The sequence below is a fragment of the Microbacterium sp. 18062 genome (genome assembly GCF_902706225.1).
Lineage (GTDB): Bacteria > Actinomycetota > Actinomycetes > Actinomycetales > Microbacteriaceae > Microbacterium.
The window spans coordinates 53,272-72,439 of sequence record NZ_CACSKB010000018.1 but is presented as its reverse complement, the minus strand read 5'-3'; the positions used below and the strand labels follow the sequence as shown (position 1 = coordinate 72,439).

The following is a 19,168-nucleotide window of genomic DNA, read 5'->3' as shown; positions in this document are numbered from 1 at the left end:
GCCCGGTGCCCCGCCCGCCCCCGTCGCGGTGCCGGTGTCGGCCAGCGAGATCGAGGTCGTCTGGGCGCCGCCCGTCGACGACGGAGGTGCGGCGCTGACCGGCTACACGCTGCGCGGCTACGTCGAGGGCGCCGAGGAGCCCGTGGTCTCCGCGGAGTTCGGGGCGAACGTGACGGCCGCCGTGATCGGCGGGCTGGAGGCCGAGACGGCATACAGCTTCACCGTGGCCGCCCGCAACACCGTCGGGCTCGGCGAGTTCTCGGTGCGGAGCCCTGGGGCGCTGACTCCGCCGACGCCCGTGATTCCGGAGCCTACGCCTACACCTACACCTACGCCCGAGCCGACCGTGACGCCTGGGCCGACGCCCGAGCCTACGCCTACGCCCGAGCCGACGGTGTCGCCGGAGCCTACGCCCACGCCGGAGCCGTCGCCGACGCCGGAGCCCACGCCGACGCCCGAGCCGACCGTGTCGCCGTCTCCGGAGCCCGTGCCGGGAGGGGGGACGCCGGCGCCGCCGGTCACCGCTCCGGACGCGCCGAGCGAGGACGAGCTCACCGATGCCACCCGTGGGGGGGTCGTGCTGAGTCCGTCGGTCGTCGCCGCCGGCAGCACGACGGTGGGGGGCGGACTGCAACCGAACACGCTCTACTACGTGTGGCTGTTCTCCGATCCGATCGCCGTCGGCTGGCACCAGTCGAACGGCGCGGGCGAGATCAGCGTCCAGGTTCCGCGGTCCGCCCCGGTGGGCGATCACCGTCTCGTGATCACGGATGCGGCCGGCGCCGTGGTCGGGTGGGCTCCCCTCGTCGTCGAGCCGATCGGCAGCGGGACCGATGCGCTCGCCGACACCGGTGGACACGGCCGGTACCTGTGGGCGCTGGGCCTGGCCGGACTGTTCCTGGCCGCGGGTGTGCTCGTCGTGCGACGCGCGCGGATCCTCCCGACCGACCGGCGTTGACCGGCTACCCGCCGGGTGAGCGCACCGCGACGATGCGCTCACCCGGCGGAAGGGGCATCCCCGTGACGTCGGAGCACAGGAAGCGCGCCCCGACGTCACGGATGGGTCCCCAACCCGGGTGACGATGCGCGCTGCGCCATCCGGGTGAAGAAACATGCTGCGCCATCCGGGCACCGCCGGACCTCAAGGGCGCCATCCGGAGATCGGCGAGAGCGACCCCTCGCATGGCGCCAGTTTCCTGTGATGGCTGCGCAGGTATCGGGCGCCATTGCAGGATGAAGGCGCCATCGAGAGACGAGGCCTGCATCTCGCGACGTGCGGGCGCCGCCGCCGGGTGAAGGCGCCCTCCGGGGGGGGGATGGTGTCCTCGGGGACCGAGGACACCGCTTCGAGCATGCGGCGCAATCCGCGTCGGGTGCGCGGCGCGATCCGCGCTCCGCGTAGGCGGCGCCTGGGGTCGCGGGCGCCGTGGGCCGGCGCATTGCGCTGTGTCGGGTGGCGCAACGGCAGCTTCACCGCGCGGCGACCGCGAGGAAACCCGCCGTCCCTACGGTTGGGTCTCACCGGAGCCCTCTGAGTCCGGATGCCCGCCATCACCCGCCTCAGCCTCAGGAGTACTCGATGCCTCGCACCGCTCCCGCGCTCACCATCGCCGCGCTCGGCCTCGCCGCAGCGCTCACCCTCGTCGGATGCGCCGCCGCATCCGACACCGGCGCCGCCGTCGGCGGCAACGACGACGACAGCTCCGCCTGCGTCGCCGACGCCGAGACCGCGGTCGCCGCCGCATCCGCCGAACAAGACCTGCTCGCCCCCACCGCCCCCCTCGATCTCGCTGCTCTCGAGGGCGAGGACATCTGGTACATCACGCTGCTGACCAACCAGTACACGACCGACCTCTACACCGGGTTCGAGGCCGCCGCCCACGCCGCCGGCATGAACCCCGTCTTCTTCGACGGCCAGAGCAACATCAACCGCGTCGTGCAGGGCATCGAACAGGCCATCGCCCAAGACGCCGACGGCATCGTGATGGTCGCCATCGACCCGACGTCGGTCACCGCGGCGCTTGCGCAGACCGAGGCCGCCGGCATCCCCGTGCTCAACTTCATGACCGACGACGTCACCGGGCCCGTGCACGAGGGCACCTTCGGGAACCTCACCGCCGACATGATCGAAGACGGTCAGAACCAGGCCTGGTGGGCCCTCGCCGACTCGGGCTGCTCCGCCGACATCGTGCTCATGGAGTCGAGCGTGCTCAAGAACTTCTCCGCCGTCGTCGACGGCGCCGAGAGCGTCATCGCCGAGAACTGCGCCGACTGCGGCGTCATCCGTCTCGACATCGACCTCGCCAATGTCGCCACCGACGTGCCCGCCCAGGTGCAGTCGGCGCTGCAGCGCCAGCCCGACACCGGCTACATCCTCAGCGCCTGGGACAGCGCGGTGCCCTTCATCGCCCCCGTCGTCGCCACGACCGGCTCCGACGTCAGGATCGGCGGCCATGACGGCATCGACGCCAGTCTCGAGATGATCCGCGACGGCAACGGGCAGGACATGACCATGGCCATGACGCCCACCGGACACCAGGGCTGGCTCGCGGTCGACGAGGTCGCCCGCGCCATGCTCGGCATCGAGGTCATCGAGTACGTCATCCCCACCCGTCTCGTCGACTCGACCAACGTCGGCGACGGGAGCGTCGACGCCCTGTGGCCCGCGTACACCGACTACGAGCAGGCGTTCGTCGACGCCTGGCAGGGCGAGTGATCGTGACCGCCACGGACGCCGAGCAGCTCGTGTCCGCCCCCGCCGCTCGCCCGCGCACCGCCAGGCGGGACCGTCCCGCCGGCTCGCACGACACCATCCAGCGCTACGCTCTGCCGGCGATCCTCGTGATCCTCGTCGTCCTGTGCATCGCGTTCATCCCCGAGTTCCGTTCACCGATGCTCTACGTGTCGATGATCAACGGGCAGTCCACCCTGCTGCTGCTCGCCCTCGCCGCCACCATCGTGCTGCGCATCGGCGAGTTCGACCTGTCGATCCCGCAGATCATGGTCGGCAGCGCGGCGATCGTCGCCGTGCTGTCGGCCTCGGGGGTGCCCGCGCCCGTCGCCGGCGTCCTCGCCGTCGCGCTCGGGATCGTCGTCGGCATCGTCAACGGCATCCTGGTCGTCGTCGTCGGCGTCGGCTCGTTCGTCACCACCCTCGGCACCTTCACCGCTCTGGCAGGCTTCGCCTACTTCGTCACCGGAAGCCAGGTCATCACCGGCGTGCCCGCCGCGTTCGTCGACCTCGCTCGCACGCCCATTCTCGGCTTCCCCTCGATCAGCTGGATCGCCTGGCTGCTGACCGCGATCCTGTGGGTCGTCTACGAGCGCACCCCGCTCGGCCGCTACATGCTCTTCATCGGTGGCAACGTGAACGCAGCCCGTCTCGCCGGCATCCGGGTGCGCGCCATCCGGCTCGGCTCCTTCATCGCCGCCGGCGCGCTGGGCGGCATCATCGGCGTGCTCTTCTCCGGCTACCTCGGCGCCATCGACCCGAGCGTGGGCAGCCAGTTCATGCTGCAGCCCTTCGCCGCAGCCTTCCTCGGCGCGACCGCCATCTCGATCGGGCGGTTCAACGCGCTCGGCACGGTCATCGCGCTCTACACCCTCACGGTCGGCATCACCGCCCTGCAGATCGTCGGCGCGCAGACCTGGGTCTCGAACGTCTTCTACGGTCTCGCGCTCATCGGGGCCGTCACGGCGGCACGCGTCATCGCCATCCGAGCCACCAAGCGAGCCGCCAAGTGACCGGGCTCGTGGCGCTCGAGGTCGACGGGCTCGGCAAGTCGTTCGGCGCCACCCGTGCTCTCGACGGCGTCACGTTGTCGGTGCGCGCCGGCGAGGTGCACGCCCTGCTCGGACAGAACGGATGCGGCAAGAGCACCCTCATCAAGTGCCTCACCGGCGTCTACCAGCCCGACAGCGGCGACGCCCGGGTGTTCGGCGCCGAGCTCGAGTTCCCGGTGACGGACGCCTCGGCCCTCGGCATCGCCGTCATCCATCAGGACATCGGCCTCGTCGACGCGATGACCGTGCTCGAGAACATCGGCGTCACCTCGGGATACGGGCGTTCGCCGTTCGGCTGGATCAGCTTCCGCTCCGAGCGCCGCATCGCCCGCGCGCTCATGGACGAGCTCGGCATCGATCTCGATCTCGATCTCATGGTCGCCGAGCTCAGCCCTGCCGAGCGGGCCCTGCTCGCGGTCGTGCGCGCGTTCCGGGTGCTGAAGACCGTCACCCCCGGTGACCGCAAGCACCTCTTCGTCCTCGACGAGCCCACGGCTCCGCTGTCGCAGACCGAGGCGCGCATCGTGCTCGGCCTGATGCGCCGCATCGCCGATCTCGGCAACGGCGTCGTCTTCGTCAGCCATCGCCTCGCCGAGGTCATGGACGTCTGCGACCGTCTCACGGTGATGCGCGCCGGCGAGATCGTGATGACCACCGATGTCGCCGCCACGTCGCGCGCCGACATCGTCGCCGCCATGCTCGGCCGCCGTATGGACGAGTACTTCCCGCATCCGCCCGTTCTCGGCGCGGATGCGGGCGAGCCGCCCCTGCTCTCCGTGCGAGGCCTGCACGGCGACAGGCTCGAGGACCTCGACCTCGACGTGCGCAGCGGTGAGATCGTCGGCGTCACCGGTCTGGTCGGCATGGGGCAGGAGGAGATCCCCCGCATCCTGGCCGGCGACCGGCCCCGCGCCTCGGGCGAGGTGCGCTTGGACGGAGAGCCCGCACGCCTGCACACGCCCGCCGACGCCATCGCCGCGAAGGTCGTGCTCGTGCCGGGCAACCGCCTGCGCGACGGCTGCTGGTCCGAGGGGAGCGCCAGCGAGAACATCACCGTGCCGATCCTCGATCGGTTCGTGCGGGCCGGGGGCGTCGACCGCAGGAGGGAACGCGAGTGGTCGGCCGAACGCATGATCGCGCTCGGCACCGTCCCCGACGACCCCGCCCTGCCCATGACTGCGTTCAGCGGCGGCAATCAGCAGAAGATCGTCTTCGCGAAATGGCTGCAGTGCGACCCGCGTCTGCTGCTGCTCGACGAACCCACCCAGGGCGTCGACCCGGCCGCCGCGAAAGACCTGCTCACTCGCGTGACCGATGCCGCTGCTGCGGGTGCCGCGGCTCTCGTCGTCTCCGGCGACTACGAGATGCTCGCCGAGATCTGCCACCGCGTCGTCATCCTCCACCATGGCCGCGTCGTCGACGAGCTCTCGGGAGACGAGCTCTCGGAGGCGGCCATTCTCCACGCTTGCGAATCGACCCCCGCGCCGGTCGCCTGACCGGCACAGAAAGGAAACCCATGTTCCACCTCGGCTGGTTCCTCGGCAACGGCTTCGGCATCCAGGAATGGAACATCGCCGCCGGTGACGGTGCGTACACGAGCACGAACGCCACGGACTGGATGAAGCCGGACCTGTACATCGACCTCGCCCGCTCGCTCGAGCGCGCCGGCTTCGACTTCCTGCTCTTCGAGGACACCTCGATGATCGAGGACACGTACAAGGAGTCGATGGAGGTGAGCCTTCGCCGCGGGTTCATGGCGCCCAAGAACGACCCGATGCCGCTGGTGCCGCTGCTCACCGAGCACACCGAGCACATCGGCGTCATCCCGACGGTCTCGACGATCCAGTACCCGCCGTACCTCGCGGCGCGGCTGTACACGACCCTCGACCACCTCACCGGGGGCCGCGTCGGCATGAACGTCGTCACGTCCGTGTCGGATCGAGTCGCGCAGAACTTCGGGTTCGAGCGTCACCTCGACCACGACGAGCGCTATCGGATGGCATACGAGTGGATCGACGTCGTGCACGCCCTGGAACAGTCGTGGGACGAGGACGCGATCATCGCCGACCCGGTCGCCGGCGTCTACGCCGACCACACCAAGGTGCACACGATCGACCACAGGGGGGAGTTCTTCTCGTCGCGGGGACCGCTCAACACCATCCCCGGTCCGCAGCGGCGCCCCCCGGTGTGCTCCGCCGGCGGCTCGCCCGCCGGACGCGAGCTCGCCGCCCGCTACGACGACACGATGATCTCGATGTGCGCGACCGTCGAGGACATGAAGGAGTACCGCGCCGACATCCACCGTCGCATGATCGCGCATGGTCGCCAGCCCGACGAGATCCGCCTGCTCTTCCTCGCCACGCCCACGATCGCCGCCACCGACGAGGAGGCCGAGGCCAAGCACGCCGCGAAGGCGCAATGGCGAACCTCGGACGCGGGCATCGAGTACAACCTCTGGAACATGTCGTACGTGAGCGGCGGTCGCATCGACTTCGGCGCCTACGACCTCGACACCCCCGTCGAGCAGATCGACCTGTCGCGCGGAAACGGCGAGCATTCCTCGATGGCCAACCTGTTCAAGGGCAGTGAGGGCCGTACGCTGCGCGAGATCGCGGGCACCTCGCACCAGACGACGGATCTCGGCCTCATCGGATCGTTCGAGACCGTCGCTGACAAGATGGCCGAGATCATGGACGAGGTGGGCGGCGACGGCTTCCTCGTCTACGGGCCGACCACGCGTCAGAACATCATCGACTACACGGACGGCCTCGCGCCCGTGCTGCGCCGCAGAGGACACATCCGCGACGGGTATTCGGGGGTCACTCTGCGCGATCACCTGTTCGAGTTCTGACCCGGCCGTTCGAGATCTGGCGCGAGCACGCAGGGACGGAGCGGATATGACCCCCGATCGCAACAATCCGGCAACATCCGAAGAGTTCGATGAGATGCCGGAGTCATGGCGGCGGCTCTCTTTCGCGCTCGGCGTGACACCCACCGTGAGCGAGAGGAGCGTCGCCGTGCCCACGCATCCCAGATCCACGGGGGGATCCGCACACGGACGCTCCACCTCCGAGCGCCGCGTGCGTGATCTCATCAGCGCGGCCATCCGCGACGGACACCTCGCCGAAGACGATCAGCTGCTCGAAGACGTTCTGATCGACATGTTCGGCGCGAGCCGCAACGCGGTGCGCCGCGCGCTCACCGCGCTCGCCGACGAGGGCAAGATGCAGCGCAAGCCCCGCGTCGGCACGTTCCCCACCGGTCGTGGCGTCAAACTGAACATCCGCGACATCACCACCTCCGTGGGGGACCTCGCGCTCAAGATCGTCGACCAGGGACTCGTGCCCACCTTCGGTCTGCTGCGCGATCTGCTGAAGACCTACGACGAGCGGGTGCGGATGGTCGAGAACGTCTTCCAGATCGCCGACACCACGATCGGGGTGCGTACCGCGTACTACCGCGAGATCTACGTCCCGACGATCGCGTTCCGCCAGGTCGACATGGCCAACGTCGCCGAGACCCTGTTCTCGGTGCACCTCGGCAGCTCGGTCACCGAGGTCGGTGCGGGGATGAGCGATCAGCACACCAGCCGGCTGCTCGGGATCGCCGCAGGATCTCCCGTGCTGACCCGCCAGCAACTGTTTCTCGACGACGCGGGGCATCCGTTCCAGGTGGTGTTCGACCACTACCGGGCCGACCACGTGTCGTTCATCGACTCGCACCAGTGACAGCCACTCTGCGACATCCGCGACAAGGAGCCGCCATGGAACTCGGAGTCTTCCTCCCCACCGCCAGCAACAACTACATCCCCACGCGGGCGCTCCCCGGATGGGAGCCGAACTACCCCGACATCCTGCAGATCACCCGGCTGGCCGAGAGGTTCGGCCTGGACTTCGTGCTCAACATGGTCAAGTTCCGGGGTCCGGGAGGCGAGACCGGCTACTGGGATGCGGCCTTCGAGTCGATGACCCTCAGCTCGGCGCTGCTCGCGCACACCGACCGCATCCGCGTGATCGCCTCGATCGGCATCCTCAGCGTCCATCCCGCCATGACGGCCCGCATGATGTCGACGCTCGATGCCGTCGCGCCGGGGCGCACCGGCCTCAACATCGTGACCGGCTGGAACCCCGCGGAGTACTCGCAGATGGGCCTGTGGCCGGGGGACGAGTATTTCGGGTACCGCTACGGGTACGCCGCCGAGTACGTCGAGATCCTGCGAGGGCTCTGGGCGAGCGGCGAGCTGACCTATGAGGGCGCCCATTTCACGCTCGACGACTGTCACGTGCGGCCCACGCCGCAGGGTCGCATCCCCATCCTCTCCGCCGGCAGCTCCGACGCCGGACTGCGCTTCGCCGCGGCGTACAGCGACCTCAACTTCACCGAGAACGAGCCTCTCGTCGCGGAGAAGATGACGAAGCTCCAGCACGCCGCAGCCCTCACCGGCCGGGACGTCGGCAGCTACGTGCAGCAGCCCGTCGTGATCGCCGACACCGACGACGAGGCGCTCGCACTCGTGCGGCGCTACAACGAGATGGCCGACCAGGGCGCGCTCGCCGGCCGCGGGAGGCAGTCCGCACGGGACACGGTGTCGGATGCGGGCAGCACCTCGAAGCGGCTCGCCTCCGCCGCGAAGGCCGGCGTAGCGATCCCCGAGTCCCAGGTGATCGCGGGGTCGCCCGAGACCGTCGCGCGCCACATCTCCTTCCTCGGCTCCCTCCCCGGAGTGAAGGGCGTGATGCTCTCCTTCGACGACTTCTTCACCGGGCTCGAACGCTTCGGCGCCGAGGTCATGCCCCTTGTCGAACGTTGAGGCGGCGTGAGCGCGGCGGAGTGCCTGCCGGCGCCGGCGGGTATGCGTTCCATGCCGGAGAAACACCAGGTGATCGCGTGTTCGCGGATCTCGGCCTACGGCGCTTTCATCCCTCGAAGCGGCGAAAAGGGAACGCAACCGCGCAACAATCCGGATGCAATCTGCCGCTGATTGACTGATCACGCGCCCGCCGGACCGGCTGAGCGAGACGAGAGGAACACCGCACCATGCGCAGCATGACGATCGACAGCAGAGCCGAGATCGAGTCGGCGTTCGCGGGGTTCCCCTCGGGGGTGGCCGCGCTCGCGGCCGACGTGAGCGGCGCGCCCGTCGGGCTCGTCTCTACCTCGTTCACCGTCGGCGTGTCGTTCGAGCCGCCGCAGGTGCTGTTCTCGGTGCAGAGGTCGTCGCGTACGTGGCCGACATTGCGCCGTGCTGAGCGCATCGGGGTGTCCGTGCTCGCACGGGGTCACGAGGCCGTATGCATGCAGCTTGCCTCGCGCTCGCGCGACCGCTTCGCGGGACTCGACATCACGCGGGGCGAGGGCGGCGCCCTGCTCGTCTCCGACGCCGCCATGTGGCTCGAATGCTCACTGCACAACGAGCTCGACAGCGGCAGCCACACGCTCGTGATCCTCACCGTCGAGCGCGTGCACGTCGGCGACGGCGCCGAACCTCTCGTGTATCACCACCGTGGCTTTCGCGATCTCGCGCGGATCGCGTCGGCGGAGAGCCGGGGCCGCGCCGCGGTCGAGGCCGCCGCGTAGGCCGCCGCATCCGATCGACCCTCGAGGAAAGGACGAGACATGTCTCTCACCGTGACCGTGGTGGCCGGCAACCCCAAGCCGGCTTCACGCACTCTCGACGCGGCCCGTCTGGTGGGCCTGCGCTTCGCCGACGAGGTCGGCGAGGTCGACGTCGTCACGCTGGGCGTCGGCCTTCTGGGGTGGGGCGATGAGGCGGTGAAGAGCGCGGTGGCCGCGGTGCGCGCGAGCGACGTCGTGGTGGTCGCGTCGCCGACGTTCAAAGCGACCTACTCCGGGGTGCTCAAGCTCTTCCTCGACCAGTTCGAGACGGGCACGGGGCTGGCGGGCGTGACAGCCGTCCCGCTCATGCTCGGCGCCGGTCCCGCGCACTTCATGGCCCCCGAGGTGTTCCTCAAGCCGCTGCTGGTCGAGCTCGGCGCGGTCGTGCCCGTGCAGGGCCTCTACCTCTCCGATCGCACCTACGCCGAGCCGGGTTCCCTGGACCCGTGGATCGAGAGGTGGGGGCCCGCCGTGCTCGCGTCGGCCGGAGCATCGAAGGCAGGCGCAGCATGAGCGCGATCGAGCCGGTGCCGGGCCTCGACGCGCGTGTCCTCCGGGACGCCCTCGGACACTACGCCTCGGGAGTGACGATCGTCGCGGCCGTCGTCGACGGCGAGCCGGCCGGCTTCACCTGTCAGTCGTTCTACAGCGTGTCGCTCGATCCGCCGCTCGTCTCCTTCAGCGTCATGCGCACCTCGACGACATATCCCCGCATCCGACCGGGAGGCCGCTTCTCGATCAACGTGCTCTCGCGCGACCAGCACGACATCTCGTCGCAGTTCGCCCGCAGCGGCACCGACAAATGGGCCGGTGTCGACTGGTCGCCGACGGATGCCGGCAACCCCGTCATCGCGGACACCCTCATGTGGCTCGATTGCGAGCTGTGGGCCGAGCACGAGGCCGGTGACCATCTCATCGTCATCGGCCGCGTGCTCCAGCACAGCCCGGCCGAATGGCATTCGCGCGACCCGCTGCTGTTCTTCAAGGGAAAGTATCGCCACCTGCGCGACGCGGACGAGTGGGGGTGAGTGGGCTCGCCCAGCTGACCGTGTCCCATGACATGAGGCGGGTCTCACGACAGCGGGATGAGGACGCTGGCGCCAGTCTCCTGTAGCGGCGGCAGGAGTATCAGGCGCCAGTGCAGGATGGGGGCTCCGTCATGGCTCTACGCGGCCTGCTGGAACCGGGATGATCCAGGATGATGCAGGTGATGCGATATGGTCGGCATCATGCGCACTACCCTCTCCATCGACGACGCGCTGCTCGACCGGGCCAAGCAGCGGGCACAGCAGCGCGGCGTGACGTTGGGCCGCTATGTGGAAGAGGCGCTGCGTGAGCATCTGTCGGCACCTCCCCGCGTGGGCGAGCCGGTGAGCCTGCCGGTCTTCCCGGGCGGCCGGCTGCGGCCCGGGATCGACCCGTCATCGAATCGCGCGCTCTACGATGCCCTCGACGAACCGGGTGGCAACGCCGCATGATCGTCGTCGACGTGAACGTGCTGGTGGCCGCGCATCTCGCAGAGCACGTCCACCACGAGCGGGCGCTCGCATTCCTCGGCCGAGCGCTGACCGAGGACCTCGTGATCGTGCCGGATGCGGTGTGGTCGGGGTTTCTGCGCATCGTCACGAACGGCCGGATCTTCGAGACGCCGTCCACGATCGAGCATGCGTCCGAGTTCGTGCGCGCTGTCGTCGGCGCGGCGGGCTATCGCCATGTGTCAGGGCTGGTCGACGGGATCGAGCCGTTCCTGCGACTGTGCGCGACATCGGATGCGTCGGCGAACCTCGTGCCCGACGGTTATATCGCCGCCGTGGCGCTCGCGCATCGCTGTCCCGTCGCGACCTTCGACCGCGACTTCCGCCGCTTCGACGGGATCGAGATCGTCACGCCCGAGTAGCGCTCCTGCGACGCGGCCGGGCTCTCGCCTCACTGCGGCGCGGTCGTGCACCCCGCCGCGTCAGCTGCCGTCGCGAAGCTCGAGCAGGGTGCGCTCCTCGAAACGGATGTCGGCGAACTCGGCCACGCAGCGCTCGCCGAGGGGGGATTGCGCCATGAGCCCGGCGGCGAAGGGACCATCGGTCGTCATCCGGAACAGGCGCACGAACCGCCAGGTGCGGCCGTCGGACGAGGAGTGGAAGACGTACGCCTCGCCGATGCGAGCCAGGCGCAGGAACGCGTGATCGTCGGCGACGACCGTGGAGTCGACGTCGTCGGAGTACCTGTTCGTGACCACGCTGACGATCATCGCCTCGCCCTGCGGGGAGAGCTCGAAGCAGAGCTTGGCCCAGTGGTCGGGTCCGCTCCACAGGGTCAGCGCGCCGGCGTCGAACGTCGTCCTGCGGCCCGGCACGCGCACGCGGGCGGAGAGCACGAAGTCCCCGTCCACGGCGAAGCCGAGGCTCGTCGCGGCGTGCTGGAACGGATGACGGCCGGTCGCGTCGTTCGTCCAGTCGACGTGGCCCGCCGACGTCAGGATCAGCGTGTCGTCGACGACCCGGACGTCGCCTTCGCCGTGGGTCCAGGAGAGCTCGGGCAGCCCCGGCACGCGAACGCTCATGGGCGGCTCATGTCCCGAGAGTCGGAAGCGGCTCCCGCGCTCGGCCAATCGGCCACGGCCCGGCGGAACAGCGAGAGCGCCTCCTCGACGGCGGTCACCGCGACGTGCTCGTCGACGCTGTGGACGACGGCCGGGTCGCCTGGCCCCCACACGACGATCGGCGTCCCCTCAGGCAGACGGCCCACGAGCACCGAGGCATCCGTGAAGTAGGCCACGGGATCGGGCGACACGGCCGCGGGAAGCCTCCGGATCCAGGCGTCGTCGGACGAGGACCATACCGGCGCCAGCTCGAGGTCGACCCTCACCTCGTCGACCCGCTCGGCCCACCACGCGTGCAGCGCGCTCGCATCGGGCCGCACGATGCGGTGGTCGACGGCGGCGCTGGCGTGCGCGGGCACGATGTTGTGCACGAGACCGCCGGAGAAGACGCCGACGTTGACCGACTCGGTGCCCAGATCGTCGTGTCGTCTGAGCGGCAGCGACTCGAGCTCGCCGAGCGTCGACGCGAGGGCGAGCACGGCGTTGCGCCCTCGCTCCGGAGTGCTCCCGTGCGCCGCGACGCCCGCGGCCGACACCGTCAGCCAGTACGCGCCGCGATGCCCGAGCGCGATCCGGTTGCCGGTCGACTCGGGGATCACGACGGCGGCGACATCCGTGCCCGCGAGCAGCTGGGCGGCAGAGGGAGCGCCCAGGCACCCGGCCTCCTCGCCCGTCGTCACGGCGAGCGCGACGCGCGCGCCGGCGGCGAGACCGTCGGCGACGGTGCACATGGCCGCGGCCAGGCCCGCCTTCATGTCGGAGCTGCCGCGGCCGTGGAGCAGGCCGTCGACGATGCGCGCGGAGAGGGGCGGATGCGTCCATCGTTCCGGATCGCCGACGGGAACCGTGTCGACATGGCAGGCGAAGAGCAGCACCGGCCCGCCATCCGTCGTGGGCCGCACCAGGCAGGCGTCCCGGTCGGGAGCGACGCTGACGACCCCCGATGCGCCGACCAGCTCGCGCATGCGCTCGGCGACCGCGGCGAGGGCCCGTCGCTCGCCCGCGCCGCCCGTGGTCGACTCTTGCTGCACCAGCCATCGCAGAAGTCGGACGACCTCGGACGTGCCCTCGGAGCCGTCGTCGAGCACGTCGATCACGGCAGGCTCCTCGTGCTCTCACGCTCGACCAGCCGAGGGCTGAAGGCGAGCCGGGTGGCCTCGATCGCGTGCGCCGAGCCGTCGGAGATCGCCGCCCTCAGGCCGAGGAGGCGAAGGGCCTCCGCGGCCATGCGCGCGGTGGGCTGGGCGAGCGTGGTGAGGGTGGGGGAGACGTACGTGGCGAACTCGATGTCGTCGATGCCGGTGACCTGGACCTCCTCGGGCACCCGCAGCCCGAGGTCGTGGCAGGCGCGCAGCGCGCCGATCGCGATCAGGTCGTCGGCGCACACGATGGCGTCGGGGCGCTGCGGGCGCGCGAACAGCGTGCGCACGGCGGCCTCGCCGCTGGCGACGGAGAACTCGCCGAGCACGATGCCGTCGGGGGCGACCTGCAGGCCGAGGAGCGCGGCGTTCTCGCGGAAGCCTCGCGCGCGATCGACCGTCGAGGAGTTCGTCATCTCGGACGTCACGAACGCGACGACCCGGGCGCCCCGGTCGCGCAGGTGCTCCAGGAGCATCCCGAGCGCGCGGTGGTCGTCGAGACCGACCCAGTCCGTGCCGTCCACCTCGACGCGCCGGTCGAGTTGCACGAGCGGCACGGCGGCGGCCGTGCGGGCGACGGCGGGGATGCTGGCGACGTCGTCGCAGGGGCTCACCACGACGCCGTCGACGTGCCGCTCCACGAGGGCCCGCAGGTGCTCTGCCTCGACGTCGGGGTCCTGCCGCGAGTCGCACAGCAGCAGTTGCTTCCCCTCGTCGTGGAGCGTGCGCTCCAGGCCGTCGACGAGGCTCGTGAAGAACGGGTTCAGGATGCTCGGCACGACCATGCCGACCGTGTCGGTCCGCCTCCGGCGCAGCGCCCGTGCGATGCCGTTGCCGGAGTATCCGAGTCGCGTCGCGGCCTCCCGCACCCGGGTCGCGATCTCGGGGGCGACCGGTCGCGATGAGGTGAGGACCCGCGAGACCGTCGAGGGCGAGACCCCCACCGCGTCGGCCACGTCGGCCAAGGTCACCGTTCTCACCCTCACACGCTACCCGGTGCGTGGCGCAGAGGAGGGAAATCCTTTGCCGTTCCCCTCAGGGCTTTACGCACCGGAAACACAGGGTGATCGCCACGGAAACGAGAAGCGACCACGCTGGTGGGCAACAACACTCGGCAATCGTTGTCCCATATCCCATATCCCATATCCCACGTCCCGTTGCCGAGTCCCATACGCCGAATCGACGTGTCCGCTCGATTCGCGATCCGGAAGGGGCGCCGTATGGCGGAGGTCCGCACCGTCACGGGTGTGATCGGCAGTGATCGGCTGGGGTTCGTGCTGCCGCACGAGCACCTGCTCAACAGCATCGAGGCCGGTGGCCTGGTGCCGGACCCCGAGTTCCCCGAGCTCTTCGAGGCACCGGTGACCCCCGACGTCGCGTGGCTGCTGCGCGATCGTCCGTACGCGTCGAAGGACAACTGCGTGCTCGACGTGCCCGACGACGCCGCCGCGGAGCTCTCCCACTTCCGCTCTCTCGGCGGATCGACCGTGATCGAGGTCACCGCCGAGGGCCAGGGCCGCGACCGTCGCGGGCTCGCCGCCCTCGCCGAGCGCACCGGCGTGCAGATCATCGCGGGCGGCGGCTGGTACCTGGAGCGGTTCCATCCGGATGTCACCGCGGGCGACGACGTCGACGCGATGGCGGCGCTCCTGGTCGCCGACTACGCCCGCGTCGACGACACGGACGGCCCGCGATCGGGCGTGATCGGAGAGATCGGCGTCTCACCGGCGTTCACGGCGCGCGAGGAGAGGTCGCTGCGCGCGGCCTGCCGCGTGCAGCGGGCGGTCGGCCTCCCGATGTGGATCCACCTGCCCGGGTTCGTCCGTCACGGCGGGCGCGTGCTCGACGTCGTGCTGCGCGACGAGGGCGTGGATCCCGCCGCCGTCGTGCTCTGCCACGTCGACCCGTCGGGCGGCGACCCGGGCTATCAGCGCTCGCTCGCCGACCGGGGCGTCTGGCTCGAGTTCGACATGATCGGCATGCCCTACCGTTTCACGCTGCCCGGCGAGGGCCAGTCGCCCAGCCCCGCCGAGAGCGCGGCGGCGATCAAGCGCCTCGCCGATGCCGGCTTCGGCGACCGTCTGCTGTTCAGCCACGACCTCTTCCTCAAGGGGATGCTGCGCAAGAACGGCGGGAACGGCCTCGCCTACATCCCCGCGATCTTCCTCGACCGCCTCATCGACCTCGGCGTCGACGAGTCCGTCGTCCGATCCGTCAACACCACCAACGTGCGCCGGCTCTTCGAGCTCGCGGCGCACGACTGAGCACCGAGAGGAACCCATGTCCCGCATCCTGATCGCCGGCGAGAGCTGGATGACGACCAGCACCCACACGAAGGGCGTCGACGCGTTCACCCTGCACTCCTACGTCGAGGGCGTCGCGCAGCTGCGTGCGGCCCTCGAGTCGGGAGGTCACGAGGTGGTGCACATGCCCGGCCATCGCGTGCCGCTGGACTTCCCCGAGACCCCCGAGCAGCTCGGCGCGTTCGACGTCGTCGTGCTCTCGGACATCGGCGCGAACTCGGTGCAGCTCGCCCCCGACGTGATCGACCGCTCGATCCCCGGCCGCGATCGCCTGCAGGAGCTCGCGGCCTGGGTCGCCGGCGGCGGGGCGCTCGTCATGATCGGCGGCTACCTCTCGTTCACCGGCTTCCAGGCGCTCGCGGCGTACCGCGAGACCGACCTCGCCGCCGTGCTGCCCGTCGAGCTGCTCCCGGGCGACGACCGGGTCGAGCGCCCCGCCGGCGTCGTGCCCACGGTGCTCGACGTCGAGCACCCCGCCATCGGCGGCGCCGGCTCGGAGTGGCCGGCGCTGCTCGGCTACAACCGCACGATCCCGAAGGACGGGGCCGATGTGCTCGCGACGATGGGCGGCGACCCGCTCGTCGCGGTGGGGGAATACGGCGAGGGCAGATCCGCGGTCTTCACGAGCGACTGCTCGCCGCACTGGGCACCGCCCGCCTTCTGCGACGAGTGGCCGGGCTATGCGCAGCTGTTCAACGGCATCGTCCGGTGGGTGACGGAGCGGCCATGACCCGATCGTCGTCCCTCCTCGAGCGCTGCGCCGCCGCCCTCGCGCTCGCGGCCGACCATCCGCTGCTGCGGGCGATGTCCGACGGCACCGTGCCGCCGGCCGTCTTCGCGCGCTACCTCGTGCTCGAGGAGGGGTTCGTCGACACCGCGGCGCGCCTGGTCGAGGTCGTGGCGGTGGCGGAGACGGATGCGGCGGCGGCGCGGCGGCTGGCGGAGACCCGCGCCGATCTCGAGGGAGCGCAGCGCGCGCACCTCGCGGCGGCCCGAGCCGGCACGGCGAGCGTTCTCGGCGCACCTCCGGCTGCCCACGATGTGCTCTCCCGTCACACCCTCGCGCTCGCCGACGCGCACGGTGCACCGGCGGTGACGGTCTGCCTCGCCGCCGCCGAGACCCTCTACGCGAGGTGGTGCGCGGCGGCCGCCGCTCGAGACGCGATCCGTCCCGCGGCGCTGCAGGGCTGGATCGACCTGCACGCCACCGCGCGATTCGCGGAGCAGGCCGCCTTCTGGCGGTCGCTCGTCGACCGCATCCCCGAGGACGAGGTCGGCGACGCCGAGCTCGACGCCTGGTTCGCCGGCATGCTCGCCGCCGAGAACGCCTTCCACGCCGCCGCCGAAGCCGATGACGCCTCCGGAACCGATGAAGAGGATGCCGCATGACCGCCGAGCTGACCGGCGCTGAGTCGTCCGCCGTGCCCCGCGCCCCGGAGCATCCGCGCGTGCCGGATCTCGTGACCGTCGAGGCGCGCCTCACCGAGCGCGGCATCCCGTTCCGCCGTCTCTCCGTCGGGGCGGACGCCTCGATCGTGGTGTCGTCGTACGGCGCGCGGGTGTACGGGCCGTTCTTCGGCGCCGGCGCCTCCGAGTCCTGGCTGCCGGAGGCCTTCGCGGACGCCGACGCCTTCGCCGCGCTGCACGACGGCGGCGCATGGAACGTCGGCGGCGACCGGGTGTGGATCGGCCCCGAGATCGAGTACATGATCCCGGATCGCGACCGCTACTGGGAGACCTACACGATGCCCCGCTCGCTCGACCCCGGCGAGCACGTGCTCTTCGGCGACGACGGCGAGCCGACGATGCACCGGCACGCGCGGCTCGCGGCGCACGCGAGCGGCGGCGCGCACGCCTCGTTCGACATGACGATCCGGGTGCGGGCGACCCCGCATCCGCTGCGACAGCTGACCGACGCCTCGGCCGCCGGAGTCGAGTTCGCCGGCTATGCGACCGAGATCACCCTCTCGCAGCTGGCCGCCGCGCCGCTGCCCGCCGAGTCGTGGATGCTGCTGCAGGTCATCGCGGGCGGCACCGCGCTCGTGGCGGGGGCGCCCGGCATGCGCGTCACCGACTACTACGAGCCCGTGGGCGCTCTGCTGCGCGACGCCCCCGGCGGCAGCGCGGTGCAGGCCACCGGCGCCGATCGCTTCAAGATCGGCTTCGCCGCCGCGCACGTCTCGGGCCGGCTGGGGTATCTTCGCGACGTCGGCGACGGTCGTGCGGTGCTCTTCATACGCTCGGGCCCGGTGCATCCGGGGCTCGACTACGCGGAGGAGCCCGACGCCCGACGAGGTCACCGCGGCGACGCCCTGCATATCTACAACGACGACGGCGGACTCGGCGGCTTCGCCGAGATGGAGGCGCGCGGAACGCCCGTGGCGGCCGTCCGCACGGCGGACGGCACGGGCCGGCCGGTGTGCGACCGCTTCTCCAGCTGGTGGTTCCGCGGTCCGCGCGCCGCCGTGCACGACATCGCGCGGCAGCTCGTGCACGTGGACCCCGACGCTGTCCGTCCTCCGGCCGTGGTGGCGTCATGACCTCGCCCGCCCGTGCGCTCGCCGACCTCCAGCAGCTCGTCTCGTACGGTCCGCGCTTCCACGGCGACCCCGGCATCCGGGCGGCGGCCGACTGGCTCGAGTCGGAGCTCGTCGCGGCGGGGCTCGCGCTCGCGCGGCAGTCCGTCCGGCTGCCGGGATGGCGGCCCGGAACGGTCTCGCAGGTCACGGTCGTCGACCCCCTGATCCGGACGCTGCCGGCGTGGCCGATGCTCGGCAGCGGAGGCGCGGAGGGCACCGTGGGCGGCCGGGTGAAGCAGCTCGGACCGCAGGGGCTGTGGGGCGACTCGCAGACCTGGCAGCGCTTCGTCGTGCTCGGAGGCGACGGCCGTGCGGTGGCCTACCTGCACGGTCGCGACGACGGTCCGGCGTCTCCGCAGCCGCTGCCCGCGGGATCGGATGCGCAGCTGCCGCACCTGGCCATCGGGCACCTCGACGCACGGCAGCTCACCGAGTGGATCCGCGACGACCGGCATCCGAGCGTCGAGGTCGCGTGCGACGCCCACCGCGGGGGCGACGCGGTGGGCGACAACCTCATCGTCGACGTGTCCGGGACGGGCGACGGCCGTGCGCTCCTGTGCGGTCACTACGACACGTTCTTCAACACGGTCGGGGCCTACGACAACGGCAGCGGGACGATCGCCCTCCTCCAGCTGCTGCGCGAGTGGACCCGCACACCGCCCGTGCGCTCGGTGCGGGTGGTGTTCTTCACCGCCGAGGAATGGCACCTCGGCGGCTCGCGTCACTACGTGGCGCAGGCGGATGCGGCGGACGCCCTGGCCCCCGGGTCGCCCGACGGCATCGCCGACCTCGACTTCGTGCTCAACATCGACGGCCTCGGACGCGGATCGTTCCTGGAGGCGTTCGCCTCGCCCGAGACCTTCGACACGGCACTGCACGAGAGCATCGTGGAGCACGCCGCGGCATCCCGGCCGGATCTCACGGTCGTCTCGCGCTTTCCGCCGACCACCGGCACCGACGACGCGTCGTTCTACCGGGCGGGCGTGCCGAGCGCCTTCCTGACGTTCAACGACCTGCACCGGCTGCACCAGCCCGACGACCTTCCCAACGAGGGCATCGCGGGCAACGTCGCGTGGACGGTCGGACTCGCCCGCCGCCTCGTCGACACCCTGCCGCGTGCGGACCGCTTCGCGCGCCCGGGGATCCTGTAGG

Annotated in this window: 20 protein-coding genes; 17 read left to right on the top strand and 3 right to left on the bottom strand. The window is 70.9% G+C overall.

Annotation, left to right across the window (positions count from 1 at the left end; all coding sequences use genetic code 11):
* The 12 genes from GVL03_RS08835 to GVL03_RS08780 all read left to right on the top strand — a co-directional run.
* The coding region (locus GVL03_RS08835; protein WP_200847117.1) for a fibronectin type III domain-containing protein at positions 1-958 on the top strand (958 nt) is incomplete at its 5' end.
* 621 nt (positions 959-1,579) lie between these two features.
* On the top strand, positions 1,580-2,716 hold the full coding sequence (locus GVL03_RS08830) for a substrate-binding domain-containing protein (protein WP_159500623.1): 1,137 nt from the start codon (positions 1,580-1,582) through the stop codon (positions 2,714-2,716).
* Positions 2,717-2,718: 2 nt separating this feature from the next.
* Positions 2,719-3,744, top strand: coding sequence for an ABC transporter permease (locus GVL03_RS08825; RefSeq protein ID WP_200847116.1), 1,026 nt, complete (start codon positions 2,719-2,721; stop codon positions 3,742-3,744).
* Positions 3,741-5,279, top strand: a complete 1,539-nt coding sequence (locus tag GVL03_RS08820; RefSeq protein ID WP_159500622.1) for a sugar ABC transporter ATP-binding protein — start codon at positions 3,741-3,743, stop codon at positions 5,277-5,279. The genes GVL03_RS08825 and GVL03_RS08820 overlap by 4 nt, the downstream gene beginning before the upstream one ends.
* A gap of 20 nt (positions 5,280-5,299) precedes the next feature.
* Positions 5,300-6,634, top strand: coding sequence for an NtaA/DmoA family FMN-dependent monooxygenase (locus GVL03_RS08815; protein ID WP_159500621.1), 1,335 nt, complete (start codon positions 5,300-5,302; stop codon positions 6,632-6,634).
* A 229-nt stretch (positions 6,635-6,863) separates the two neighbouring features.
* Positions 6,864-7,511 (top strand): GntR family transcriptional regulator, encoded by a 648-nt coding sequence (locus GVL03_RS08810; protein WP_159500620.1) that lies wholly within the window; start codon positions 6,864-6,866, stop codon positions 7,509-7,511.
* Positions 7,512-7,546: 35 nt separating this feature from the next.
* The gene (locus GVL03_RS08805) at positions 7,547-8,593 is read left to right on the top strand and encodes an LLM class flavin-dependent oxidoreductase (protein WP_159500619.1); all 1,047 of its coding nucleotides are present in this window, start codon (positions 7,547-7,549) and stop codon (positions 8,591-8,593) included.
* 236 nt (positions 8,594-8,829) lie between these two features.
* Positions 8,830-9,360: a flavin reductase family protein gene (locus tag GVL03_RS08800; RefSeq protein WP_235038082.1), complete on the top strand. Its 531-nt coding sequence runs from the start codon at positions 8,830-8,832 to the stop codon at positions 9,358-9,360.
* Between the two features lie 39 nt (positions 9,361-9,399).
* Entirely contained in the window at positions 9,400-9,912 is a 513-nt protein-coding gene (locus tag GVL03_RS08795; protein WP_159500617.1) for an NADPH-dependent FMN reductase, read from the top strand.
* The gene (locus tag GVL03_RS08790; protein ID WP_159500616.1) at positions 9,909-10,427 is read left to right on the top strand and encodes a flavin reductase family protein; all 519 of its coding nucleotides are present in this window, start codon (positions 9,909-9,911) and stop codon (positions 10,425-10,427) included. Before GVL03_RS08795 ends, GVL03_RS08790 begins: the two co-directional genes overlap by 4 nt.
* Positions 10,428-10,628: 201 nt before the next feature.
* Positions 10,629-10,877 (top strand): ribbon-helix-helix domain-containing protein, encoded by a 249-nt coding sequence (locus GVL03_RS08785; RefSeq protein WP_159500615.1) that lies wholly within the window; start codon positions 10,629-10,631, stop codon positions 10,875-10,877.
* Positions 10,874-11,296, top strand: a complete 423-nt coding sequence (locus GVL03_RS08780) for a TA system VapC family ribonuclease toxin (protein WP_159500614.1) — start codon at positions 10,874-10,876, stop codon at positions 11,294-11,296. The genes GVL03_RS08785 and GVL03_RS08780 overlap by 4 nt, the downstream gene beginning before the upstream one ends.
* A 60-nt stretch (positions 11,297-11,356) precedes the next feature.
* Here GVL03_RS08780 and GVL03_RS08775 read toward each other — a convergent pair whose 3' ends face one another.
* Genes GVL03_RS08775 through GVL03_RS08765 form a run of 3 tightly spaced genes read right to left on the bottom strand, consistent with a single transcriptional unit; the run spans position 11,357 to position 14,114 of the window.
* The gene (locus GVL03_RS08775; RefSeq protein WP_159500613.1) at positions 11,357-11,956 is read right to left on the bottom strand and encodes a DUF1349 domain-containing protein; all 600 of its coding nucleotides are present in this window, start codon (positions 11,954-11,956) and stop codon (positions 11,357-11,359) included.
* Positions 11,953-13,092 carry a M20 family metallopeptidase gene (locus tag GVL03_RS08770; RefSeq protein WP_159500612.1) on the bottom strand — a complete coding sequence of 380 codons (1,140 nt, stop codon included), beginning with the start codon at positions 13,090-13,092 and terminating at the stop codon, positions 11,953-11,955. Before GVL03_RS08770 ends, GVL03_RS08775 begins: the two co-directional genes overlap by 4 nt.
* Complete coding sequence (locus GVL03_RS08765; RefSeq protein WP_159500611.1) at positions 13,089-14,114, bottom strand: LacI family DNA-binding transcriptional regulator; 1,026 nt, start codon at positions 14,112-14,114, stop codon at positions 13,089-13,091. Before GVL03_RS08765 ends, GVL03_RS08770 begins: the two co-directional genes overlap by 4 nt.
* A gap of 240 nt (positions 14,115-14,354) precedes the next feature.
* Here GVL03_RS08765 and GVL03_RS08760 point away from each other — a divergent pair, with 240 nt between their 5' ends.
* From GVL03_RS08760 to GVL03_RS08740, 5 genes are read left to right on the top strand one after another with little or no spacing between them, the layout of a single operon-like run.
* The gene (locus tag GVL03_RS08760; RefSeq protein WP_159500610.1) at positions 14,355-15,398 is read left to right on the top strand and encodes a phosphotriesterase; all 1,044 of its coding nucleotides are present in this window, start codon (positions 14,355-14,357) and stop codon (positions 15,396-15,398) included.
* A 16-nt stretch (positions 15,399-15,414) separates the two neighbouring features.
* Complete coding sequence (locus GVL03_RS08755; RefSeq protein WP_159500609.1) at positions 15,415-16,167, top strand: glutamine amidotransferase; 753 nt, start codon at positions 15,415-15,417, stop codon at positions 16,165-16,167.
* The gene (locus GVL03_RS08750; RefSeq protein WP_159500608.1) at positions 16,164-16,826 is read left to right on the top strand and encodes a transcriptional regulator; all 663 of its coding nucleotides are present in this window, start codon (positions 16,164-16,166) and stop codon (positions 16,824-16,826) included. Before GVL03_RS08755 ends, GVL03_RS08750 begins: the two co-directional genes overlap by 4 nt.
* Complete coding sequence (locus GVL03_RS08745) at positions 16,823-17,977, top strand: hypothetical protein (protein WP_159500607.1); 1,155 nt, start codon at positions 16,823-16,825, stop codon at positions 17,975-17,977. The genes GVL03_RS08750 and GVL03_RS08745 overlap by 4 nt, the downstream gene beginning before the upstream one ends.
* On the top strand, positions 17,974-19,167 hold the full coding sequence (locus GVL03_RS08740) for a M20/M25/M40 family metallo-hydrolase (RefSeq protein ID WP_159500606.1): 1,194 nt from the start codon (positions 17,974-17,976) through the stop codon (positions 19,165-19,167). The genes GVL03_RS08745 and GVL03_RS08740 overlap by 4 nt, the downstream gene beginning before the upstream one ends.
* Position 19,168 lies beyond the last annotated feature (1 nt).

What these genes read in the sequence shown, in the direction of transcription:
- GVL03_RS08830 (WP_159500623.1), top strand. Translation starts at nt 1,580, where the DNA reads ATGCCTCGCACCGCTCCCGCGCTCACCATCGCCGCGCTCGGCCTCGCC.
- GVL03_RS08815 (WP_159500621.1), top strand. Translation starts at nt 5,300, where the DNA reads ATGTTCCACCTCGGCTGGTTCCTCGGCAACGGCTTCGGCATCCAGGAA.
- GVL03_RS08805 (WP_159500619.1), top strand. Translation starts at nt 7,547, where the DNA reads ATGGAACTCGGAGTCTTCCTCCCCACCGCCAGCAACAACTACATCCCC.
- GVL03_RS08800 (WP_235038082.1), top strand. Translation starts at nt 8,830, where the DNA reads ATGACGATCGACAGCAGAGCCGAGATCGAGTCGGCGTTCGCGGGGTTC.
- GVL03_RS08795 (WP_159500617.1), top strand. Translation starts at nt 9,400, where the DNA reads ATGTCTCTCACCGTGACCGTGGTGGCCGGCAACCCCAAGCCGGCTTCA.
- GVL03_RS08790 (WP_159500616.1), top strand. Translation starts at nt 9,909, where the DNA reads ATGAGCGCGATCGAGCCGGTGCCGGGCCTCGACGCGCGTGTCCTCCGG.
- GVL03_RS08785 (WP_159500615.1), top strand. Translation starts at nt 10,629, where the DNA reads ATGCGCACTACCCTCTCCATCGACGACGCGCTGCTCGACCGGGCCAAG.
- GVL03_RS08780 (WP_159500614.1), top strand. Translation starts at nt 10,874, where the DNA reads ATGATCGTCGTCGACGTGAACGTGCTGGTGGCCGCGCATCTCGCAGAG.
- GVL03_RS08775 (WP_159500613.1), bottom strand. Translation starts at nt 11,956, where the DNA reads ATGAGCGTTCGCGTGCCGGGGCTGCCCGAGCTCTCCTGGACCCACGGC.
- GVL03_RS08760 (WP_159500610.1), top strand. Translation starts at nt 14,355, where the DNA reads ATGGCGGAGGTCCGCACCGTCACGGGTGTGATCGGCAGTGATCGGCTG.
- GVL03_RS08755 (WP_159500609.1), top strand. Translation starts at nt 15,415, where the DNA reads ATGTCCCGCATCCTGATCGCCGGCGAGAGCTGGATGACGACCAGCACC.
- GVL03_RS08750 (WP_159500608.1), top strand. Translation starts at nt 16,164, where the DNA reads ATGACCCGATCGTCGTCCCTCCTCGAGCGCTGCGCCGCCGCCCTCGCG.
- GVL03_RS08745 (WP_159500607.1), top strand. Translation starts at nt 16,823, where the DNA reads ATGACCGCCGAGCTGACCGGCGCTGAGTCGTCCGCCGTGCCCCGCGCC.
- GVL03_RS08740 (WP_159500606.1), top strand. Translation starts at nt 17,974, where the DNA reads ATGACCTCGCCCGCCCGTGCGCTCGCCGACCTCCAGCAGCTCGTCTCG.